The organism is Paraliobacillus ryukyuensis (assembly GCF_003315295.1).
In the GTDB taxonomy this organism is placed as follows: Bacteria; Bacillota; Bacilli; order Bacillales; family Amphibacillaceae; genus Paraliobacillus; species Paraliobacillus ryukyuensis.
The window spans coordinates 1-20,828 of the sequence record NZ_QNRI01000007.1; the positions used below are offsets into that span (position 1 = coordinate 1).

Genomic DNA, 20,828 nt, shown 5'->3' on the forward strand with positions numbered 1-20,828 from the left:
CGGCCATCTCTATTATACGATTGGAGATTCTTTTGTTACATCCCTTAAAGGTTTATTTTCACACAGGCATAGCCTGTGGTTTTAAAAGCATTAATAAAAAAGCTTACATAAATGTAAGCTTTAGATATGTCCAAAGAACTTCTCAGCCTTTTCTAGATAAGGCTCTTGTTCTTCTGTTAAATCATACTCTTCTACAATAGCATCTACTGGGCAAACGTTAACGCAAGCTCCGCAGTCTATGCAAACATCGGGATCGATGTAAAATTGATCTTGTCCTTCTTGAATACAATCAACTGGGCAGACGGTGGCACATTCGCCAGCTTTTTCCGTTTCACAAGGACTCAAAATAACATATGCCATTGCAAACTCCCCCTTCTATCTCGACCTTTATCTAACAAGACTAATAATAGTCTTCTTATCTATTATGCTAGAAAAAGCTTATTTTTAAAAGTACGCACTTAAAAGTTCGCTAGTATCTATAAGATACTAAAGGCATAACAATTTGAAAAACTCCTACCTTTCTTCCAGACAAAATTGAAGCTATAATGAAACAGAAACAAATATTTGGGAGGCACACATGCATATAGACAAATTAAAATACTTTATCGATTTAGTTAATTGTAAAAATTTCACTGAAACTGCTAAGCTGAATTTTGTTTCGCAGACTACCATTAGCCAACAAATTGCTTCCTTGGAAAGCACCTATAACATGAAGTTAATTGATCGAGATAAAAAACCAATCGAGCCCACACCTGCTGGATGGTTATTTTATAACGAGGCGATAATACTTTGGAAGCAGTATAAACATTTATCAGAAAAAATGATAGATTTTCAAGCAAACCACAGTCAATTACTCTCTGTTGCTTATGCTACACTCACTGATATCCAAAGCTTATTACCTTTTATACCTTCGTTTAAACAAGCGCACCCAACAATAAAATTAGATTTTCAAAAAATATCACTTAAAGATATATCAACCTATTTACATAAAGGGATCTATGATATCGCAATAGCCGTAGATTCAGAATTTAAAGCGACGGAAGAGATTGATACCTTTACACTTTATCAAGGGAAATATAGTGCAGCTGTAAGTAAACACCATCCTTTGTTCAATCATCAAACAATAACGAAAGAGGCATTATACCAACATCCCCTAGTGATGTTAGATTCAAACGAGATCGGTAATTCTTATCAATTAATGATTGAACACGCACTAAAAGATGGCTATCAACCAAAAATAAAACAGGCTGTTACAGATGTTGAATCAGAATTAGTTCAAATTGTGACAGAGAATTTAATTGGTTTTTTTCCAGATAATTATCAATTAAATTACTCAGAGGAAGAAATTCGCTTAATTCCACTAGAGGATTCATATCATACTTTTACCATTGAAATGGGTTATGTAAAGCACAATTCAAATCCTGCTTTACAAACGTTCTTACACAATATACACGATTGGTTTTCTCAATAAGCCATTCGGTATTCCTATTAGACTTTGTTCAGCATTTCACTTATTATTAGATTATAAAATCATTCACAAGGAGTGCTAATAATCATGGGAAAATTATTATTAACTGGTGTTGATGGAAATTTAGGAAATCAAGCCGCTGCCTACTTATTACAAATCGCGGATAAAGATGAATTGATTTTTTGTGGCTATAACCCTACTGTTCTAGCTACTTATGCTGAACAAGGAATTGAGACACATGAAACAAACTTTAATACAAAAGAAGGCTTAGTAGAGGCTTTTTCAGGTGCTGATAAACTTGCTTTAATCTCCATGCCCTTTGTTGGGGAAAAGCGTCAACAAGCACACAGAAATGTTATTGATGCAGCAAAAGAAGCTGGTGTACAACAAATTATTTACACTTCTATAGTAAATGCTGGTGATGAATCAAATCCAAGCGTTGAAAAAATAGATCATATTTATACAGAAAAATATATTAAAAGTGTTGGCTTAGACTATATCTTCTTACGTAATTCGCAATATGCGGAAGCAATGATTACCAACTACTTTACTTTCGCTAAAAGTGATGGCGTGTTAAAAAATAGCCAAGGCGATGGTAAAATGGCTTATATTTCTCGTAAAGACTGTGCAAAAGCCGTTGCTTATGCACTTAAATCAACTGACTATCATCAAGCTACGTTAAATATCAACGGACAAGAACTAATGACAATTACTGATTTTGTTCGCATCGGTAATGAAGTAACAGGTAACAATGTTACTTATCAAGAAATCACCGATGAAGAAAATTACCAAATTTTCGATGCTATGGGTGTACCACGTACAACCAATGGTAAATTCAAAAAAGATTCCGAAGCACCTTACTCTTCTGATGGCATGGTAACCTTTGCTCAAGCCATTCGTTTAGGTAAAATGGATGACTTTACAGATGATTTTCAGCAACTAACTGGCCAGGAACCATTAACTGTTCGCTATATGTTTGAACATAACGATGCGTTTCAAGTAGGCGAACGACATTCAAAAGATAGCTAAATAACTAATTACATTAGGAAGCGAATTCATATTGAAATCTTAGACTATTTCACAGATGGATTCGCTTATTTATTTTTACTATCACCTCTTCTTTTAAATCGCTCCATCCATTCTAAATTTGTTTACATGTCATGACCGAATTAGAGAGTGGATAGAACCATTTGGGATTCTTGGGCGTTTAATATTTTTGGGATTATCCATTTTTCAAGTTGTCATTACGGGTATCCCAAGAAACGTTACAACTGTTGTAGGTGTCATGTTATTTGCTATTGCTTCAGGTTCTTTTTTAAATATACCGTAATATAATAATATGAGCTTAATCAAAACAAAAATAGTAGCGAATAAGTAGAACAATTCAACTTATTCGCTACTATTTTATTATTAACTTATTTTGAAGACTCGCGCATTAGCTCATACTTACGAAAAGAAGTATGGTAGGTGATATGTTCTCTCGTAAACTTAGTTGGTGAGTCTAACCCTGCAACAGCCGCCAAATCAAACAATCCTTGTCGTAAGGTTACTAAATAGTTACATGTACGATATTTTTTCTCCTCTATAACTAGTCCTTGTTGTAGTTCAGGATCAGTAGTTGCTACGCCAACTGGACACGTATTTTTATGACAAACTTGCGACATAATGCATCCTACACTTAGCATAAATCCACGAGCAATGTTAATTAAATCCGCTCCTAACGACAAAGCCATCGCGATTTTATCAGGAGTTAACAATTTACCTGAAGCGATAATTTTTGTTTCAGAACGTATTCCGTACTTTTTCAAATAATCATCGACTAAAGGAATAGCAGCAAACGCAGGTAAGCCTACGGAGTACGCAAGTTCATAATAAGAAGCACCGGTTCCTCCTTCACTACCATCAACTGTAATAAAATCGGGCACAATGTTTGTTTCAGCTATTGCTGCAATTAGTTTCTCCACTTGTGCTTCACTACCAACGACAATTTTCAAGCCCACAGGTTTTCCACCCGTCTCTCGTAAATCTTGTAAAAATTGCAATAGTGCTTGTGGTGATGCAATGCCAGGAAATCGATTCGGACTGTTAATTGCTTCACCAGCTTTCACTTTGCGAATTTCAGCAATTTCTTCGGTAACTTTGCTCCCATCCACATGACCACCACGTGTTTTTGCACCTTGTCCAAGCTTTAGTTCAAACGCCTTCACTTGGTCCATATTACTATGTTTTTTAAATTCTTCCCATGAAAAATCACCGTCTTCTGTTCTCACACCAAAAAGACCTGGACTGATCTGCATAATTAAATCAACATTTCCTTTTAAATGGTAAGGAGAAACACTACCTTCTCCAGTGTTCATCCAAGTGCCACCAGCCATTCCTAATCCCTCTGATAGTGCTGTGATAGCATGGTCACCAAGCGAACCAAAGCTCATGCCTGATTGTCCAATCAAACCTTTTAATCGAAAGGGTTGCTTCGCAGTAGATGCGCCGAGAACCACATAATCATCTTCATGTAAATAAGCTGGATCTAATTGTTGTTCGATTCGATGCTCATCACGCTTAAAAAGATTTTCTTTATCAATTGTGTATTCATATGTTTTTATTTTTGGTTCTTGTACAATCTTCATCTCTTCCTTTTTCATCGGAAACATATCATTTACAAGATACCAACCGTCTTTTTCAAAATTTCTTTCTGCACCATACCCCATCATCCTAGAATTATATTTACCAGCTTTGTAGACAAATTCAAACTCTTTTCGGTTAAATGGCTTCCCTTCTCGATCATTATTAAATAGGTATTGTCTTAACTCTGGACCCATCTTTTCTAATATATATCTAAACTTACCTAATATCGGATAATTTTGTAGTACAGCATGTTCTTTTTGGTTGCTATCATGTATATAAAGTCGAATAATCATGGCTATCGGTACCAAAACGATGATCCCCAATAAAACACTTATTACCCATTCCATCCGTTCTTCTCCTCCTATTTCTTTCATTCACTCATATGTTACAAAGACTTATCAAACTAGAAAGCTAGTGATAAGTCTTTGGTGGTGAGAATTGATTAAAACATTCTTTTTAGTACTGTTTTTAATGAAGGCATATCCCATTCAGTATCTCTCTCAATCAATTTTTTCAATAAATATTTTGAATAGCCCATCGCTTGTCCCCATTCAATTTTACCTGGTAAGGGCGCTCTATCTTCTATTTCTACATCAATAATGGTTGGTTTTTCTATTTTACTTGCGCTTTCTAGAGCTTCCGATAAAGTATCTTCATTTGTTACATGGAAACCGATACCGCCACAAGCTTCTGCAAATTTAGCAAAATCAAAGCCTTGTAATGCTGTTCCATATGAAATATTACCAATTTGTTCTTGTTCATATTTAATCATACCTAATTTGCTATTGTTTAAAATAATAACAGTAATCGGTAAGTTGTATTTTACGGCTGTTAGGAAATCTTGCATCACCATGGCAAATCCGCCATCACCACATATCGCAACAACTTGTTTTTCTGGTTGTTTTAATTTAGAAGCAATTGCCCCTGGCAATCCACAGCCCATCGTTGCAAGCCAACTAGATATAACAAGTTGCTGATTGGTCATCTTAAAGAAACGAGCAGTCCAAGTGGAGACATTACCAACATCTACAGATAAGATAGCATCATCTTCTACATAATCTTGTAATGTATGAATCACTTGAGGACCTTGCATTGGTTTATTTTCTCGTGGCTGGACAATATCATCTAAATGATTCCACCAGCTTTTCATATTTTCTTGGCAGGCTCTTAGAAAGACTCTATCTTCTTTTTCACTTATATGCTTATTGAACCATTGTAAAACTTCTACAGAAGATGCCACTAACCCAATATCAACAGGATAACGTTTTCCAATTTGAGCAGAGTCAATATCAATTTGAATTGCTTTCACATCGTCTGGTAAAAAATCGCGATAAGGAAAAGAAGTTCCAACCATAATAAGTAGATCTGTTTCCTCCATTGCTTCAAAAGCAGGTTTGGTACCAATTTGACCTAGATTACCTAAATTTAATGGATGTTCATCTGGGATAACTCCTTTTCCTCTTAAAGAAACAATAATGGGAGCTGCAATGTTCTCACCAAATTGGATCAATTCGTCTCTTGTCCCCATCGCTCCTTTTCCAGCTAAGATAAGCGGTTTGTTTGCTCTTTTTATTTCATTCGCTGCTTTTTGCAGATCTTCTTTATCAGCACGTAACGCTGGTTTTTTAAATGTAGAAGAACGTAGTTGAGGGTGTTCGACATTTTCTTTAAACACATCATCAGGAACACTTAACACTGCTACGCCATTATAAGTATAGGCGTCTTTAAATGCTTGCTCTAACAAGGGACGCATTTGTTTTCCAGAGGTTACTCTTCGATGAAACACGGATACATCATCAAACATTCTTTCTAAATTTACTTCTTGAAAATTATCGGTTCCTACTAAATCATGGCTTATTTGTCCTGTAATCACAACGAGTGGAGCTCCGTCTGCTTTTGCATCATACATACCGTTTAACAGATGAATTGCACCAGGACCACCAATGGATAAACATACACCGACTTTATTGGTTAACTTTGCTTCAGCTGAGGCTGCAAGCGAAGCTACTTCTTCATGACGAACTTGAATGAATGAGATTTCTTCCTGATGATTGCGAAATGCCTCAACTAAATTATTGACTGAATCACCAGGATACCCGTAAATATGCGATACATCCCAATCTTTCATAATCTCGATAACTGCTTCAGCTGCTTTCATCGTTCCATCTCCTTTTTAATTAAAACTCTCTATATGCAATACCCATCTAAAAAGGAGTAAAACATAAGTAAAGCTTTAATTAGAAGAGGTTTGTTAAGCAAAAATAGTGGTAAACAAAAAAAAAAGCTATTATGAGGTGATGAAATATGTTAACTACGATTGCATGGATTGCGTTAGTGATTGGGATTATCTGTTCCATTGTAATACTCATTGATGTCGTCCAACATCCACAACAAATGGCAATTATGAATGTCGTTTGGCCGGTTAACGGCTGGTTTTTTGGACCAATAGCCATATGGACATATTACAAATGGGGTAGAAAAACTGCGAAAAATTTACAAATCGATAAACAAAAAGGAGAAATGGGCCACGGTTTCGTATCTACCAGTCATTGTGCATCAGGATGTACTTTAGGTGATATCGTGGGGGTACCCATAGTTGCCATAACTGGACTGACGATTGTAGGATCAACCCTTTTTGCACACTATTTTGTTGAATTCGTCTTGGCTTACGTGTTTGGTATCCTTTTTCAATTCCTTGCAATCTATCCAATGAATAAAAAACAAGGGATTAGGAATGCAATTAAATCTGCCATTAAAGCAGACACTATTTCATTAATTGCGTTTGAAATTGGTATGTTTGGCTGGATGGCACTTGTTCACTATGTATTTTTTACTCAGCCACCAGCTCCTTCACAGATAACCTATTGGTTTATGATGCAGATTGCTATGATCTTAGGTTTTCTAACTAGCTTTCCTGCGAATAAGCTATTAGTTAGAAAAGGGATTAAACATGCAATGTAATTATTTCTAAAAAATCACCTCTCATCCACTAGAGAGGTGATTTTGTGTAAAGCATAATAATTTCAATATTTAATGAAGTATCTTACATTCCTACACTCATTTTAATATAGTTTCTTCCAGAATGTGTATGCTTATATTCTACAAAAACAGGTGTTTTTTGCTCCAAATTATGTCGTTCTAAATATTCAAATAGCTCCCAATATTTCACCTGAGATTGTTGCGTGAAATCTTCTGTTACTCTAGTCATTACCATTGGATTTATCAAGAAATAACTTTGAAAAAAGACTTGCTCCTCTGAAATTGTCTCAAATTTGTTTTCCATAATCGGTAAGAAGAGTTGAATAACCATCTCTTCTTCATTAGTCGGATCACTTAGAATAGCAAAAAAAATTGCACCTGTAGGGTGATAATTATGCTTTTCTAAAATTGCCATAAAATCTTGTATAGCGAGTTCTATATCTTCGGGATGAAAATGATAGTATTTTGACGCAACATTGCGATAGGCAATTTGATGTCCAGCCATCATGTTACATCACCTTCATTTTGAATAGGTATGTATAAATCTATGATAATATCCCGATATACCTCTAAAATTACGCAATAGAAGGTATCTTCTAGTGTGATGCTATGCTCGTTTGCATAAGTACGTAATGTTTTCTCCGCTTCATAAAAATCTAGCGTTTGATCCGCCTGACGCATGACCAATGCTTTACTTACAGTAAAATCTTGTTCAAACTGAAGGTCCGCATTGCTATCATCAATCGTTACTGCTCCATTGATCGGCATATAATAGTGGAATTCCCCAAATTTTGGTTCGTCTGATTCGGGTGAAAGCGAGAAAAATATTGGCCCATTCTGGTAAATTCCTTCTGTTAATTGAATATCTTCTAATAAAAATATTCCATCCTGCCAATTCGCTTTTGGCTGAACTGTTTGATAGACTAATAAATGATCAAACTGCATACCTCTCCGTTCTATCTTCAATTTTCCTACCTCATTTCATAATAAGTTTTCATTTAATATTTATTCCATAATAATATTTCCGTCTTCATCACGTACTGGTTTTAAGCGGCCATTTTGTTCGTAATTAAAGCTATCGAAGCGAATTTTGCAATATTGTAATACAAGCTGTTCCGGAAGTACAAAAAGCTTGGTATAAAAAAGCCCGATCATCAATATAGCCATAATGATAGTTTCTGCTGAGGCAAAATCAAATGTTCTTATTAAATATTGAATGATAAAGACAATTCCGATACCTGCTGGAATTGCAATTGGAAGAAGTGATTTTCCTTTAAATTTTCTTCGCTGGTAGTCCTTTTTTGCTCCTTTTCTATACTTTCCATTCTTTAATAAAATGTAGAATCGAATAAATGTAATAATGAAGACAATAAATCCAATGGCTAACGTAATATACGTAAATGTTATCATATCTTCTGAATTTCCATTTATATTTGCACCAATAGCAAGTAAAGCTACAATATAAAAAGAAATACCTCCTAAGTTTTGAGATTTTATAGTGTTTAAAAAATACTGGGTTTTTTGGTACCGCATATAAATAGGACGTATTGCAAAAATAATAGATATAATTGCGATCATAACCGATACAATTAGATGAACTTTAAAAATTATGTTTTTAAATGGATAAGTTGCATATTGACCTCCGTAATATTCTATAAACAAGAGAAGTGCTTAAAAAAATATAAAAAGGATAACGACAGCACCCAAAGTTTTTGGCGCTTGTCGTCCAGATTCAAATGGACTTCGCAAAGCTAAAAAATCTTGCTCAGATAACTTCTGTAACACATATTTTCTCCTTTCATTTAATGAAACCAATCTTTAACGTGATCCATTATAGATTTCTTATTTTCTCCTTTTCCACACTTTTTGGTTAAAACGTAATTTACTCCTATACCAGCAGCAGCACCTATCATTGTTCCAACTCCAGGAATTGGAATAGCTGCTGTAAAGGCTGCTGTTAATCCCCCCTGCACTGCTCCTGAGACCACAGTATCAACAGTGGTGTCAAGGGCTGCTCGTTCATGGGCTTCATATCCACTAAGTCCGTCATTGTGTGCATCTCCCAAGTTTGAACCATAGTTTATCCCAACCCCTAATACACCGAGTCCTTTTGCTGAACTTTTTAGTACTGTTGGATTCTTGAATAAAGTAGCTGGATTTACATCTGCCACACTACCTTTCACTCCATTGTAAGCACCTTTAGCAAATGATTTGCCGACATGCTTCACATCAATCTCATCTCGAAAATACTGTAACTCTGGATGGATTTCTTTAACCTTAGCTCCTACATTCGTCCACTTATTCCCATCAGCAGCTTTTAATATCGTTTGGTTATTTTGGGCTCGGATAAGGTCAGTTTCGCTCCACGCGGAATTATTCTTAGGTAATCGGTGGTTAAAATCGCTTTGTGCACGAAAATCCGGTTCCACTCCTAACGCTTCTAACGCTCCTTTATTTGCTGTAATCCGATAAAATGGTTTACCAGTTTGATAGTTTTGATGCTCTACCGTTTTTAAAATATTCCCATTGGATGTAGCTTTACCAATCTTTGCTCCTGTGTAAAAGGATCTAGTTTGGGCCAAGCCATGTAAGGTAATACCAATAGACGTAGACTGTTCGTTGATAAACTTAGTTAGCGCAAGTTCCCCTTCATTGGTATATTTACTTTTTTCCGATAATAGTGATTTGATCTTAGATAACAGATCATCCATTTGATTAATTCGGTCCGTTCCTATCGAGGTGAACTCCGTTAAATCACGATTGACCTTATCAATGTCCTTCAAAGTTGTTTCCTTGTCGTCCACGACCGGAGAGAAATTAGGTTTAGAAGCATTGCTAATATCACTAACGGAATCAATAATTTTATTGATCTTTGTCGAATGGTCAGTCAGATCTTGATAGTCTTCTTGTATGACTTCTTTTTTATCTTTGAGATAATTTTCTTTTATAATTGTCTGTTCATCACCATCTACATTGGATAAGAAATTATTTACATGCGTATCTACATTATCCAACAAATTATGCAAGAGCTCTTCAAATTGAGTTAACATCTTTAAGTGAAAATCACGAAAGGTTTCTTTAGCATTGTTTGCTGCTTTCCCTTCAAATGAATCCATCATAAGTATTTGATCAATAGCCGCTTTTACATTTTCTATTTGATCTTTCAAATGATGATAATAAGCATAATATTCATCTGAAAAATCGATTACTTCAGATAAATCGACTCGTTGGCCCATTTTGAATACCCACTCCTTGCCAATTTTATTTCAACAGCTGCGGTGCAAACGTGTTGGAATATTGATTGGACAACCTTATATCGGTTGTTTCCATCTGATCTCCTGTTTCCGATAAAGTAACGATATCAGCTTCTAAAATCACTTTATATTTTTCCAGTAATGCTATCGCATCAACTATCTGCTCTACATCTTTAGTAAATGGTCTGATGTTTGTTTTGCTAAAAGAATGAATGTTTTTCTTAGTTTGAATATTTGAAACCGATGTTTTCAGTTTATTCACATTTGATTGGAAGACATTTGTATTTATTGAAACCTGTTTAACCAATTAATTCGCCTCCTTTTTTGCATTTGCAATTTGGACATTTAAATAATACACTTTTCGGTTCAAACTACTTATTTTTGATAAATATGATTCTCGCTCAGACTCCTATTGACGAATATCCTCTTGTATATTCTCTCTCGCTTCTTCAATATCTCTTACGTATGAATCAATACTATCTTTATAATGGTCATATTTATCTTCAAACTTATTCTTATTTTCACCTCTCCATTGAGTAGTGTTTATAGATAGATTCTTAATTGACGACTTTAAATTTCTAATATCGGATAAAGTTGATGACAACTGTTGCAAAGCCTTTTTTAAGCGAGCAATTTTTTCTTCTAAATTTGATACAGAACCTCTGTACGAACTAATTTGATTGAATACGCTTTGTTTTTGGTAACGTAAAGAACTTAAAGAACTCATAAAACTCCTCCTATCTGGGAACTTTAATTTTTATGTGATCATGCTCTCTAGCAACATAAGCTTCAAATGCTTGCGGATAAGTTTCTTTTCTTATGAATGGTTGGCTAAAGATATCCTGATCACCTAATCTCATACTGATTAAGCCAACACTTGATAACTTCCGAACTGTTTTGGACACTTTTTCAAAACTAGTAGCGATGTAACTCGAATCACCACATACCACAAAATGAATGTCAAACTTTGGTCCTTCTCCAAATAATATCGAAACTTCATCTTCTAGTAAGTTACTTTTACTTACAAAGTCTTTTAAATCTTTTATTAATATCATCCATTTTGTTCCATTATGATCTCCCTTTTCCCGATGAGAAATTTCTGCAAGAATATTTTTCTTAGCTAATAGTATCTCTTCGTCACTAGCAATATAAGCATTCATACCGGAAGTAATTGCTTCAAATTGTCGATCAGCTGTATCTATCATCATTTTTTGTTAATTTTCACTTAATGAGCGCATTGGTCATTTTATCTAGTCCATCTTTACGATCACTTACTACTGTTAAAAATCCATCTCTTTTTGGATCAAAGCCTATTGGACTTACAGACTCAAAATCTAAACCTAGTGGTAGATGGTTAGCTTCAATTAACTTTTTCGTTTTGCGCTTTTGAGTGAAAACAGTAAATTCAACAACACCTTCTGGCATCATTGGAATTTCTTCTGGTACATCTCCATCCCAATGATTCTCCATATCCTTAGCAAGTTTTTGTATATTTTCAATGATTTCTAAACTATCTTCACCATCTGCGGGAAGTGTCGTTTGAAATAGTGCTGGATTTTCTAGTTTTATAATACCGCGACCAGGTAATTCTTCAATTTCCAGATCAGTTTTGCCCATAATATTACGTATTTCTACATCATCAAATACATAAAGTGCTACTTGGCTCTTTATGTTTGAAAGTAATGGCATTCTTATTGAGCTTTGTCTACCTGCACTAATAGATAAATGAATTCCGACACTTGCACCTTCTCTAGCGATTTGAGTAATTAGCTTGTTAAAGTTATCACCAAAGTCTGCATCTTTAACCGAATCATAATTATCAATCGCAATCAAGATACTTGGTATAGTCTCACCACTAGCTCGCTCATACATTGACATATCAGCTACACCATATTGACTTAATTTCTTTTTACGCTCCACAATTAAATTCGTCATTAAGCGAATCCATTTCTCTACTTTTTCTACTTCATCGATAAGAATAGTATCAGCAACATGTGGCAATTGTTTCAAAGGTAAAAGTCCATTAGTACCGAAATCTAGCAAATATAGATTTAAATTGGTAGGATTATGCTGAACTGCTAAATTGATTAACAGTGATTGTAAAAACGTAGACTTTCCATATCCAGGACTAGAGAAAACAGCAATGTGTCCATCTTTGTTTAGGTCAAGATAGAGTGGTCCCTTTTTTGTAATTCTGGTTGATCTAGCATACCAATAGTTACTTCTAACGCTTTTTTAGATTCATTCCATGATTCCTTAAAATCAACTTGATTTAAGTCGCTAGGATAGATTTTCTCTGGTAAAGGCGGAAGCCACGGTCTTGGTAGAGCTTTTACTTGATGCACTTCAGTATAGTCATGAAGATAGTCAATGACTGCATCTAATTCTGTCGGTACACTACCTATTTTTTCTTTTCTGTCTAATCCGCTTAAATCTTGAGTTAAAACATTATACTGTCCTAAATCATTTATAGCATAAATTGTCGTATCAACATATTCTGGATCCTCTTTATCTGGAACATAATCAGCTCCACTCCATGCACTTTGAAATAACTCGTAAATTTCATTATTACCAACTTGAAGATAAGCTCTTCCAGGCAAGGTTATGTCTGCCGCATCTAGTGTCTTTAATACCTCATTTGAATCACTAGCATTTTGAACCTTTAAAGCTAATTTGAATTTTGAATTAGACCAAATTTGGTCATCTACTACACCACTTGGCTTTTGCGTTGCTAATATCAAGTGAATACCTAAGGATCTTCCAATTCGAGCTGTTGAAACAAGTTCGTTCATAAAGTCCGGTTGTTCAGCTTTTAATTCAGCAAAGTCATCTGAAATCAAAAATAAATGTGGCATAGGTTCACTTGCTTTCCCCTGCTTATACAGCTTCTGATATTGATTAATGTGATTTACATCATGCTCACCAAATAACCTTTGACGCTTTTGTAATTCAGCCTTAATTGAAGCTAGCGCCCGCAACGATTGTGCTCGCTCCAGATTTGTTATGGTACCTAGTAAATGCGGGAGGTTTTTAAATAGATTTGCCATTCCTCCCCCTTTATAATCGATCAATAAAAAAGCTATTTCATGCGGATGAAAATTAACTGCTAGAGACAATATATAGGATTGAATAATCTCAGATTTTCCAGAACCTGTTGTCCCAGCAACTAAACCATGTGGGCCGTGAGCTTTTTCATGCAAATTAAGATAGACCATATCATCTATACCACGAACCCCCAAAGGAACAGCCATTGTTTTATAAGTTTCATTCATTAACCAACGTTTTGATATGTCTAATTCTTCAACTGTTTCCACGCCATACATTTCTAGAAAAGTAACACTTTCAGGAATTGAATTTTTTAAACTTTGTAAATGATTTAAAGGAGCTAAACCTCTAGACACTTTTTCTTTACTAAAATATGCAGGAAAATGATCAGGTACAAAGTATTTATTCACCAATTCTCCTTTTTCCAACATAATATTTCCTGTTTTGGAATCACGAATATCTATTACTGTAGAAATATGCTCTGGTAAAGATTGCATAACTTCTTGAACAAATATAAGTGAAACGCCTAATTCACTAGGATCTTCATTAAAGAACTCCATGATAATATGATCTAGTATTAATTGTTCATGCGTAATAAAAATTATGTAGTGCGGCATAAAGTATGTTTTTTCATTTTTATTTGATTTTTCATTAAGTAACTGTTTTCTTTCTTTTAAAACTTGATATACCGAATGAAGTACTTGATCTCTTGATCGCTCATGATATACAAAGCCACGTACATTTAAGTCTTGCAATTTTGAATGTGGTAACCAACGTAACCAATCCCATTCATTTTTTTCGTACTCCGGAAAAATGGTGATAAATTGAATATCGTGGTAACTATGAAACATAGAAAGCTGAATTGCTAATAACTGTAATTGTTCAATCAGTAAATTTCTTTGTCCAATATAACCTACCGGCCCATTGGTTAATGTCGTTACAATTGGTACATCAGAAATTCCTTCAAATTGGTCACGTAAATTTCGAGCTCCTTCAGTCAGCTCATCTTTATCTTGCGTAAACTCTTCTTCTTTGAATTCAATAAAAAAGTTAGTTTTCACATCACCTATTCCAGCTCGGAAATGAAGGAAATCATGTTGATACATTGTTTTCTCATAAATTCGTGCATTCAAATCTAAAACCATTTCTTGAATTGTGTCTACATCCGGATAGTGATACAACAATGCATGTCGTTGCTCTTCTGTTGCTTGATATAATTCTTTTGTTTTTCGATTTAAGTAAGATTGATAGATTTCTTCTCGATATTTCATATCTACTTTATATTGTTTTAAATTTTTAATGTATGAAGTAACTGCAAATGTAATAGTTGTGAAAGTCATTGCCATCATTACAATAATATAAATACCTCTAGGTTGGATTAAAGAAATGATAATAAGTGCTGCAACCATAACAAGTGGTGGTACAATGGTTCGCGCCAACCGTTCACTTGGTTTGTTTGGTTTATTAGAGGGCTTAGCAATTGTCTTTTTGTCTTTTGGCTCACGATATACAATTCGCGGAGAACGATGATAGTCTGGATAGTTGGCACTGAACTTTTCAACTTGATTAGTGATAGAGACCAACTCAGATCTTAAGTTTCGATAAGATGGAAATACCTCTATTTCTTCATTACGAATAATGATTTTCACCCCATCAAAAAAAGCTGATCTCCTTCTTTAACAAACCCGCTTTTCTTTATACTAGAAGCATTTAAAAAAACTTTGCCATTATGAACTTCTAATGAAAACCCATTTGATTCCCTTAGAAGAAAGACTACAGCGTCTATTTTTTCTATTTCAATATCATCGTAATGATAGGGACTGATAATAACAGATGACTTATTCGCTGTATCTAACACATAAGATATATCTGAATCACATAAATAAAATATTATTTCCTTTCCATCTGATAAAGAAATGTGTAATTCCTTTTTGAGTAATTCATTTTCTATATAACAGTCTGAACCATCCCAAGCTACAGAAAATGATTGTTCAAGAGTTGGAAATGTAATATGATCTTTCAAACGACTACCTATTGTAAAATTTTTTATACTCTCTGCAGGTAATTCGGTTTTGTGTAAATGTTCTCCATCAGTCACGATTATTGTTTTGTTAGTCATTAAATTCTTCCTCTCTAACCAAATCCAGTTCATTACTTTTATAGTGCTTTATCATTCTTCACTGTTATTTCGCAGTTCACCATCTTCTTCCAAATTGTACTCCTCAGTATATGTTTGTAATTCAGCTTCTAAATCAGCTACTCGATCTTGTCTCTCAGTCCCGCTTAATTCGGGGTTACTATTTGTTTGTTCAATCTGTTTTATAAGTCCGTACATAATTAATTGTGGATCATCTAAATATTTTGCTGTATCCATAGCTTCATCTAATTTATTTCTGCCATTATACATCCAATAGAGTACATATTGTTCTTCTACATCTGGACTCATCGAATCCATAATTACACTTTTGTCTTGTTCAGATAAATCTTCTTTTGCAAGATAAGCATTAGCTAAAATATACTGAGTCTCATGTGATAAATTCTCTGCTTCCTCGTCAGCCAAAGCCGTAATTACATTGTCAAAATCTGAAACTACAAACGCTTCATGAGATTCTTGTATATTTTCCAAATGTGGTAATGTTACAAATCTTGTGTAAATAAAAGGAAGTGACAGTAATACTAATAGAACACCAAATATATAGGATAAACGTTTATAAAGATTAAAATGTTTTATTGAAACTAATTTCATCGTTCGATCTGTTTTTAATTGTTCAGCATTATATAAAGTTTGTAGATAAGTAAAAAGCTCATCGATGGTTTCTAGTTTTTGTACTTGTTTTTCAAATTCTATATCTCTCGAACTTTCTAATCCTCCATTATATAGATAATCGAATGATTGTTTATCCGAAAGTAAAGCAATACTAAAACGTTGAAATAAGTTAATCTAGTAAGAATGACTAGATTCTTAACTTAATAATCGTAATACAAAGAACAAATTATTTTACGAACAAGGTCAAGCAAACTTACGCGTTAAAAATGAAAATAATGCAGTTATTGAGATTCTCATAAAAAAAACAGAACTTCTTAAATGTTGAAGTTCTGTTCTAGTAATACTTTATTTACTATATATAGAATCGATTTATAGGATTTTCTACTAAAAGTTAATTTTTCACTATTTCATTTAACTTAATAATAAATATAAACTACTACTGTTGTTGTAATATTACTGCCGGAATTGTTTTCACTCGAAGAATTTGTCCTTCTTCTAATTCAACTGAGAGTGTTTCACTTCCCCTCTCACCATCTGGATCAATAAGCTCATCATAGACTGGCAGGCTCTCTTGTTGGTCATAGATCACCACTTTGCCACTTCGCTCACCAGATGGGATCACTTCGTAATTGCCTGGTTCAATATCCGTTCCTACTACCCACATACCAGTACTTAATGTATTTGATAAGTTTCTTTCAGTTACCGGGGTAAATATGGCTGGATCAAGATCAGAAATTTCAATCGTGGCACCTTCAGTTAAATTGATTGTGACACTAGGAACTCCTAAATTTAATCCCTGATCTTCAATAATTTCAGAGACTGATCCACTATTAGAATTGTTCTCTACAAAAATGTTACCAGTTTGTTCAGCAGTGATTTCATAACGACCTGCTGACAAATCTTCTCCCACTGTATAGTTTCCGTCACTTAAGGTAATAACATTTTCTGTTACAGAATCTCCTGCATTACTACCATCACTAGCTGTATGATCATCAGCCTCAGCTTGTTTTTCTGGATTCTCTACTACTTTCTCATCTTCAGATGAATTTCTAATTGGTTCACTTTCTGATTGACACGCTACTAATACCATCACACTTAACATAGCAATAGTAGCCGACGTTAATGAGTTTATACTTATTTTACCCATTTTCTCCCTCCTGCAGTTTGTAATAACAACTTTTTAAAGTAACTGCTACATTATACCATCCATATGTAACACTGCAAAATTGCAAGGCTAGATGTTTATCGATGAAATAAACTAGACAAGTATAATCGAATAAACATTACTTATTTCTAGTATAAAACGTGATTCCCTGTGCTGTATCTTCAATGTATAAGTCATTCTTTTGAATAGATATCAGATAACAAAAATAAAAATCCCCTATACATCCCCCCGCATGCATAGCAAATAGGAAATACAAGAACGTCCCATTCACTCCGAATAAAAAAATAATAAAAAGCATGAAAGAGATGAGAACAAAAGGCATAATAATAATAGTAAAAAACTGCGATTTATTATACATAGAACCAGGGCTAGTCGCATAAGCCATTCCGCTTTTAAAACCAAATTTCACTTTCGCACTTGGCTTAAATAATTTAAAAAATAAACCGTGAATAAGCTCATGAATGACTAATGTAAATAGAAATACGATACAAAATAAACCAATGGCAATGAAATTGAATGAAAAATAAGCAATTGGAAATACAAGAGCACCAGCGATAAGTAACCCCAAGAATATAAGTAAACTGTAAACATTTAACCAGATTACTAGTTTTTGATTATTTAATAAGTCTATTTCTTTTATTAATTGATAATTCATAATTGCCTCCTTCATGGGTTTTGCCAAATTTAAGTTATACTTATTATATAGGGATGTAGCAGCTGGAACAACAAGTATTTACTGCAACAAAAAAATCACCTACAGATCACATTGTGTAGGTGATTTTTTTGGGACTGTTATTAAAGTTATTTGATTTTTAACGCAGCAACCTGCTCTTCTATCGCATCTTTACTTGAACTTCCTTGAGCTAAAGAAGCTGCGGTATAAGCGCCTTCAACAAATGCAGCATCAAATAACTTGATTCGTTTGTCACTCATCTCGATTGCCATTTCCAATGTCATTTTGGCACTTCCTAAATCATAAAAAGCAAATAATTCATCAGCTGGATTAGATGTAATCGCGTCATTTATCTTATCAAAACTCGAACCAATCTTATCGTCATCTGTACCTCCTGCATACGTAATCGGTACGTCAGACGCACTTTGTTTTAGCAATTGGTACACACCACGAGCAAGTTCAGGTACATGAGAAGCCAAAACAATTCCGATTTTAGTCATGTTCCAAAACCCCCTCTTCCATCATTGCTTCAAATAAGTAACCACTAGAAGCTGCACCAGGATCAATTGCTCCAATCGATCGATCGCCAACATATGAAGCACGTCCTTTTGTTGCTTTTAAGTCTTTCGTTGCATTTACCGCTTCATCAATAGCTTCTTTGCTCAGCGTCTGCTTATTTAAATGGTCGAGCACTGGAGCCCATAAATCAACCATCGTTTTCTCTCCAACCTCTGCTTTGCCACGCTTTTGAATGCCAGCAAGACCAGCTTCAACTAATGATTTAACTTCAATTTGATCTTCTTTAGCTTGTTTGGACATCTCTAGCAAAGCAGTACCATACAATGGACCAGATGCACCACCAATTTTACTTAATAACGCCATCGAAGCGGTTTTCAAGACTGCTTGAACGGAGGTTGGTTCGCTATCATCTAGTTTTTCTACCATAGCTTGTACACCACGAGCCATGTTATTACCGTGATCGCCATCTCCAATCGCACGATCTAGATCACTTAAATACGCTTTGTTCGTTTCAATTTTGTCTGCGAAATTCTTTAACCAGTTCACCGTATTTTCTACTGTTACCATTACATATTCACCTCCTAATTACCAGCCGACAACTTCGACTGGATGAGACCAGTACTCTAACCATTTATCATCTTTTATTTTAACTAATGTCATGGACACACCAGCCATATCAAGCGACGTCATCAGCGATCCCACTTTTTTAAATTTAATGGTAATTCCTTCTTGTTCTAATTTTTCTCGGACATCATTTATGAATAAATACTGCTCCATTAATGGTGTTGCACCAAGTCCATTTACAAGTAACCCAAAGCTTTCACCTTGTGCCCATTGATATTCTTTTTTTAACTGCGCAATTAGCTCATCGGCGATTGCCCGACTTGATTTCAACGATTCTCGACGGTAACCAGGTTCTCCATGAATACCAACACCGTATTCCATTTCATCTGAATCTAACGTGAAACCTGGCTTTCCGACTTCTGGAACAGTGGCAGGCGTAAGGGCTACACCAATCGTTTTAATTTGTTTGACTAATTCGTCACCTAATTGTTTTAACTCTGTTAAACTACTTCCTTGTTCAGCTGCTGCGCCTAACAACTTATGCATAATAATAGTACCAGCAACACCACGTCTTCCGTTCGTATGGGTGCTATCTTCTACGGCAATATCATCATCGACAATGACTTGTTTAACCGTAATATCTTCTGTTTCTGCTAACTCTGCTGCCATTTCAAAATTCATGACGTCACCTGAATAATTTTTGATAATTAACAGAACGCCTTCACCTTGATCAGCAGCCCTAATGCCTTCTAATACTTGATCGGGACTTGGAGAAGTAAAGACTTCGCCCGCAACTGCAGCTGTCAGCATGCCTTTACCAACAAATCCCGCGTGACTGGGTTCATGACCACTTCCTCCACCACTTACTAATCCTACTTTCCCTTTTTCTAACGATTTTTTCACAATCACTGTTGTATCTGGCACTCGCTTAATTAAGTCACTATTTGCATATGCAAAACCTTCTAGCATTTCATCTACTACATGTGACGGATTGTTAATGATCTTTTTCATACGTACCTCCTTGTTTGGTTAGGTATTTTTGCACATTTTTTACTTGAATTACCTAATACAAAACCACAGAAATAATAATATATTGTAAAAGTTTACTTTGTAATCGTATTCCCAATGACACGATAGATGAAACAACTTCCAAATAAAAATGTTCTCCACTTAGTAACTTGTGGGCTACCAATGTTGAAGAACAAGTTCTGAATCGTATTTAACTAATGGAATGAGTCCGCTTTTATATCTCACAGATATGATTTGGTATCTTTTTCTAATTTCTTAATCTTATTTAACATTGCCTCATGGCGTTTTTCTTCTCTAGTTTTTCCTTTATACTGTGTGATCTTAGACAATTGTTTTGACTTGATCGGTTTTTTATCTTCGTTATTTTTTTTTGTCATGCCAATACCTCTCCTCAATCATCTTCATTCTTTTAAATGGTTATCTACAAAGAAACGCAACTCCCCCATCATAGTAAGTTAGAACGAAAAAAGTATTAATTCACGAAAATAAATTCATTGCTTTTTGTCTCATGGTTTCTAAATCTTTCGCGTAGCGAGTTTTCGAAACCTTTGCAATGTGGGTAATAGGTGTTTTCTTTCGTTGTAAAATGTCAGATATGGGAGTTATCTTCTGTTGTAGTATATTCGAAATGGAAAGGTTTTGTTCGGAGTTAATGGTCGCCAAATGCTGATTTTTTAATATTCTCTTCACAAAATTCCTCCTTCTTTAAACGATTCGAAGTTTCATTTATTCACACACTC

21 protein-coding genes and 1 pseudogene are annotated in these 20,828 nt (G+C 34.8%); 3 read left to right on the plus strand and 19 right to left on the minus strand.

Going from position 1 to position 20,828, the window contains the following annotated elements:
* Nucleotides 1–120 precede the first annotated feature (120 nt).
* On the minus strand, nucleotides 121–360 hold the full coding sequence (locus tag DES48_RS10480; protein ID WP_079709024.1) for a ferredoxin family protein: 240 nt from the start codon (nucleotides 358–360) through the stop codon (nucleotides 121–123).
* A gap of 217 nt (nucleotides 361–577) precedes the next feature.
* On the opposite strand from DES48_RS10480, the gene DES48_RS10485 reads away from it, so the two are divergent.
* Complete coding sequence (locus DES48_RS10485) at nucleotides 578–1,471, plus strand: LysR family transcriptional regulator (protein WP_113869031.1); 894 nt, start codon at nucleotides 578–580, stop codon at nucleotides 1,469–1,471.
* A gap of 84 nt (nucleotides 1,472–1,555) precedes the next feature.
* A complete protein-coding gene (locus DES48_RS10490) occupies nucleotides 1,556–2,497 on the plus strand; it encodes an NmrA family NAD(P)-binding protein (RefSeq protein WP_113869033.1) in 942 nt (313 codons plus the stop codon).
* Nucleotides 2,498–2,883: 386 nt separating this feature from the next.
* On the opposite strand, the gene DES48_RS10495 is transcribed toward DES48_RS10490, so the two are convergent.
* Together DES48_RS10495 and DES48_RS10500 are read right to left on the minus strand one after the other, a co-directional pair.
* On the minus strand, nucleotides 2,884–4,440 hold the full coding sequence (locus DES48_RS10495; RefSeq protein ID WP_113869035.1) for an FMN-binding glutamate synthase family protein: 1,557 nt from the start codon (nucleotides 4,438–4,440) through the stop codon (nucleotides 2,884–2,886).
* Between the two features lie 95 nt (nucleotides 4,441–4,535).
* Nucleotides 4,536–6,251, minus strand: coding sequence for a pyruvate oxidase (locus DES48_RS10500; RefSeq protein WP_113869037.1), 1,716 nt, complete (start codon nucleotides 6,249–6,251; stop codon nucleotides 4,536–4,538).
* A gap of 146 nt (nucleotides 6,252–6,397) precedes the next feature.
* On the opposite strand from DES48_RS10500, the gene DES48_RS10505 reads away from it, so the two are divergent.
* Entirely contained in the window at nucleotides 6,398–7,054 is a 657-nt protein-coding gene (locus DES48_RS10505) for a DUF4396 domain-containing protein (protein WP_113869039.1), read from the plus strand.
* Between the two features lie 82 nt (nucleotides 7,055–7,136).
* Here the strand turns inward: DES48_RS10505 and DES48_RS10510 are convergent, their stop codons facing one another.
* From DES48_RS10510 to DES48_RS10585, 16 genes and pseudogenes are all read right to left on the minus strand, one after another.
* A complete protein-coding gene (locus DES48_RS10510) occupies nucleotides 7,137–7,580 on the minus strand; it encodes a DUF5085 family protein (RefSeq protein WP_245911380.1) in 444 nt (147 codons plus the stop codon).
* On the minus strand, nucleotides 7,577–8,038 hold the full coding sequence (locus DES48_RS10515) for a hypothetical protein (protein ID WP_113869041.1): 462 nt from the start codon (nucleotides 8,036–8,038) through the stop codon (nucleotides 7,577–7,579). Before DES48_RS10515 ends, DES48_RS10510 begins: the two co-directional genes overlap by 4 nt.
* A gap of 39 nt (nucleotides 8,039–8,077) precedes the next feature.
* The gene (locus DES48_RS16190; RefSeq protein WP_245911382.1) at nucleotides 8,078–8,482 is read right to left on the minus strand and encodes a hypothetical protein; all 405 of its coding nucleotides are present in this window, start codon (nucleotides 8,480–8,482) and stop codon (nucleotides 8,078–8,080) included.
* A 392-nt stretch (nucleotides 8,483–8,874) separates the two neighbouring features.
* The gene (locus DES48_RS10525) at nucleotides 8,875–10,308 is read right to left on the minus strand and encodes a T7SS effector LXG polymorphic toxin (RefSeq protein WP_113869043.1); all 1,434 of its coding nucleotides are present in this window, start codon (nucleotides 10,306–10,308) and stop codon (nucleotides 8,875–8,877) included.
* 25 nt (nucleotides 10,309–10,333) lie between these two features.
* Complete coding sequence (locus DES48_RS10530) at nucleotides 10,334–10,633, minus strand: TIGR04197 family type VII secretion effector (protein ID WP_113869045.1); 300 nt, start codon at nucleotides 10,631–10,633, stop codon at nucleotides 10,334–10,336.
* A gap of 102 nt (nucleotides 10,634–10,735) precedes the next feature.
* Complete coding sequence (locus tag DES48_RS10535) at nucleotides 10,736–11,053, minus strand: YwqH-like family protein (RefSeq protein ID WP_113869047.1); 318 nt, start codon at nucleotides 11,051–11,053, stop codon at nucleotides 10,736–10,738.
* 10 nt (nucleotides 11,054–11,063) lie between these two features.
* On the minus strand, nucleotides 11,064–11,534 hold the full coding sequence (locus DES48_RS10540; protein WP_113869049.1) for a hypothetical protein: 471 nt from the start codon (nucleotides 11,532–11,534) through the stop codon (nucleotides 11,064–11,066).
* Nucleotides 11,535–11,550: 16 nt separating this feature from the next.
* A pseudogene (gene essC, locus DES48_RS10545) lies at nucleotides 11,551–15,490 on the minus strand (type VII secretion protein EssC); the annotation flags it as partial.
* 51 nt (nucleotides 15,491–15,541) lie between these two features.
* Entirely contained in the window at nucleotides 15,542–16,312 is a 771-nt protein-coding gene (locus DES48_RS10555) for a type VII secretion protein EssB/YukC (protein ID WP_113869053.1), read from the minus strand.
* A 262-nt stretch (nucleotides 16,313–16,574) separates the two neighbouring features.
* Nucleotides 16,575–17,285 carry a hypothetical protein gene (locus DES48_RS10560; RefSeq protein WP_113869055.1) on the minus strand — a complete coding sequence of 237 codons (711 nt, stop codon included), beginning with the start codon at nucleotides 17,283–17,285 and terminating at the stop codon, nucleotides 16,575–16,577.
* A 136-nt stretch (nucleotides 17,286–17,421) separates the two neighbouring features.
* Nucleotides 17,422–17,958 (minus strand): DUF3267 domain-containing protein, encoded by a 537-nt coding sequence (locus DES48_RS10565; RefSeq protein WP_113869057.1) that lies wholly within the window; start codon nucleotides 17,956–17,958, stop codon nucleotides 17,422–17,424.
* A 146-nt stretch (nucleotides 17,959–18,104) separates the two neighbouring features.
* Complete coding sequence (gene dhaM, locus DES48_RS10570; protein WP_113869059.1) at nucleotides 18,105–18,476, minus strand: dihydroxyacetone kinase phosphoryl donor subunit DhaM; 372 nt, start codon at nucleotides 18,474–18,476, stop codon at nucleotides 18,105–18,107.
* On the minus strand, nucleotides 18,469–19,062 hold the full coding sequence (gene dhaL, locus DES48_RS10575; protein ID WP_113869061.1) for a dihydroxyacetone kinase subunit DhaL: 594 nt from the start codon (nucleotides 19,060–19,062) through the stop codon (nucleotides 18,469–18,471). The genes dhaM and dhaL overlap by 8 nt, the downstream gene beginning before the upstream one ends.
* Nucleotides 19,063–19,080: 18 nt before the next feature.
* The gene (dhaK, locus tag DES48_RS10580; RefSeq protein WP_113869063.1) at nucleotides 19,081–20,070 is read right to left on the minus strand and encodes a dihydroxyacetone kinase subunit DhaK; all 990 of its coding nucleotides are present in this window, start codon (nucleotides 20,068–20,070) and stop codon (nucleotides 19,081–19,083) included.
* Nucleotides 20,071–20,309: 239 nt separating this feature from the next.
* Nucleotides 20,310–20,465 (minus strand): hypothetical protein, encoded by a 156-nt coding sequence (locus DES48_RS15920; protein WP_170126202.1) that lies wholly within the window; start codon nucleotides 20,463–20,465, stop codon nucleotides 20,310–20,312.
* A gap of 100 nt (nucleotides 20,466–20,565) precedes the next feature.
* Nucleotides 20,566–20,778 (minus strand): hypothetical protein, encoded by a 213-nt coding sequence (locus tag DES48_RS10585; protein WP_113869065.1) that lies wholly within the window; start codon nucleotides 20,776–20,778, stop codon nucleotides 20,566–20,568.
* Nucleotides 20,779–20,828 lie beyond the last annotated feature (50 nt).

What these genes read in the sequence shown, in the direction of transcription:
- DES48_RS10480 (WP_079709024.1), bottom strand. Translation starts at nt 360, where the DNA reads ATGGCATATGTTATTTTGAGTCCTTGTGAAACGGAAAAAGCTGGCGAA.
- DES48_RS10485 (WP_113869031.1), top strand. Translation starts at nt 578, where the DNA reads ATGCATATAGACAAATTAAAATACTTTATCGATTTAGTTAATTGTAAA.
- DES48_RS10490 (WP_113869033.1), top strand. Translation starts at nt 1,556, where the DNA reads ATGGGAAAATTATTATTAACTGGTGTTGATGGAAATTTAGGAAATCAA.
- DES48_RS10495 (WP_113869035.1), bottom strand. Translation starts at nt 4,440, where the DNA reads ATGGAATGGGTAATAAGTGTTTTATTGGGGATCATCGTTTTGGTACCG.
- DES48_RS10500 (WP_113869037.1), bottom strand. Translation starts at nt 6,251, where the DNA reads ATGAAAGCAGCTGAAGCAGTTATCGAGATTATGAAAGATTGGGATGTA.
- DES48_RS10505 (WP_113869039.1), top strand. Translation starts at nt 6,398, where the DNA reads ATGTTAACTACGATTGCATGGATTGCGTTAGTGATTGGGATTATCTGT.
- DES48_RS10510 (WP_245911380.1), bottom strand. Translation starts at nt 7,580, where the DNA reads ATGATGGCTGGACATCAAATTGCCTATCGCAATGTTGCGTCAAAATAC.
- DES48_RS16190 (WP_245911382.1), bottom strand. Translation starts at nt 8,482, where the DNA reads ATGATAACATTTACGTATATTACGTTAGCCATTGGATTTATTGTCTTC.
- DES48_RS10525 (WP_113869043.1), bottom strand. Translation starts at nt 10,308, where the DNA reads ATGGGCCAACGAGTCGATTTATCTGAAGTAATCGATTTTTCAGATGAA.
- DES48_RS10535 (WP_113869047.1), bottom strand. Translation starts at nt 11,053, where the DNA reads ATGAGTTCTTTAAGTTCTTTACGTTACCAAAAACAAAGCGTATTCAAT.
- DES48_RS10540 (WP_113869049.1), bottom strand. Translation starts at nt 11,534, where the DNA reads ATGATGATAGATACAGCTGATCGACAATTTGAAGCAATTACTTCCGGT.
- DES48_RS10560 (WP_113869055.1), bottom strand. Translation starts at nt 17,285, where the DNA reads ATGGGTAAAATAAGTATAAACTCATTAACGTCGGCTACTATTGCTATG.
- DES48_RS10565 (WP_113869057.1), bottom strand. Translation starts at nt 17,958, where the DNA reads ATGAATTATCAATTAATAAAAGAAATAGACTTATTAAATAATCAAAAA.
- dhaM (WP_113869059.1), bottom strand. Translation starts at nt 18,476, where the DNA reads ATGACTAAAATCGGAATTGTTTTGGCTTCTCATGTACCTGAACTTGCT.
- dhaL (WP_113869061.1), bottom strand. Translation starts at nt 19,062, where the DNA reads ATGGTAACAGTAGAAAATACGGTGAACTGGTTAAAGAATTTCGCAGAC.
- dhaK (WP_113869063.1), bottom strand. Translation starts at nt 20,070, where the DNA reads ATGAAAAAGATCATTAACAATCCGTCACATGTAGTAGATGAAATGCTA.
- DES48_RS15920 (WP_170126202.1), bottom strand. Translation starts at nt 20,465, where the DNA reads ATGACAAAAAAAAATAACGAAGATAAAAAACCGATCAAGTCAAAACAA.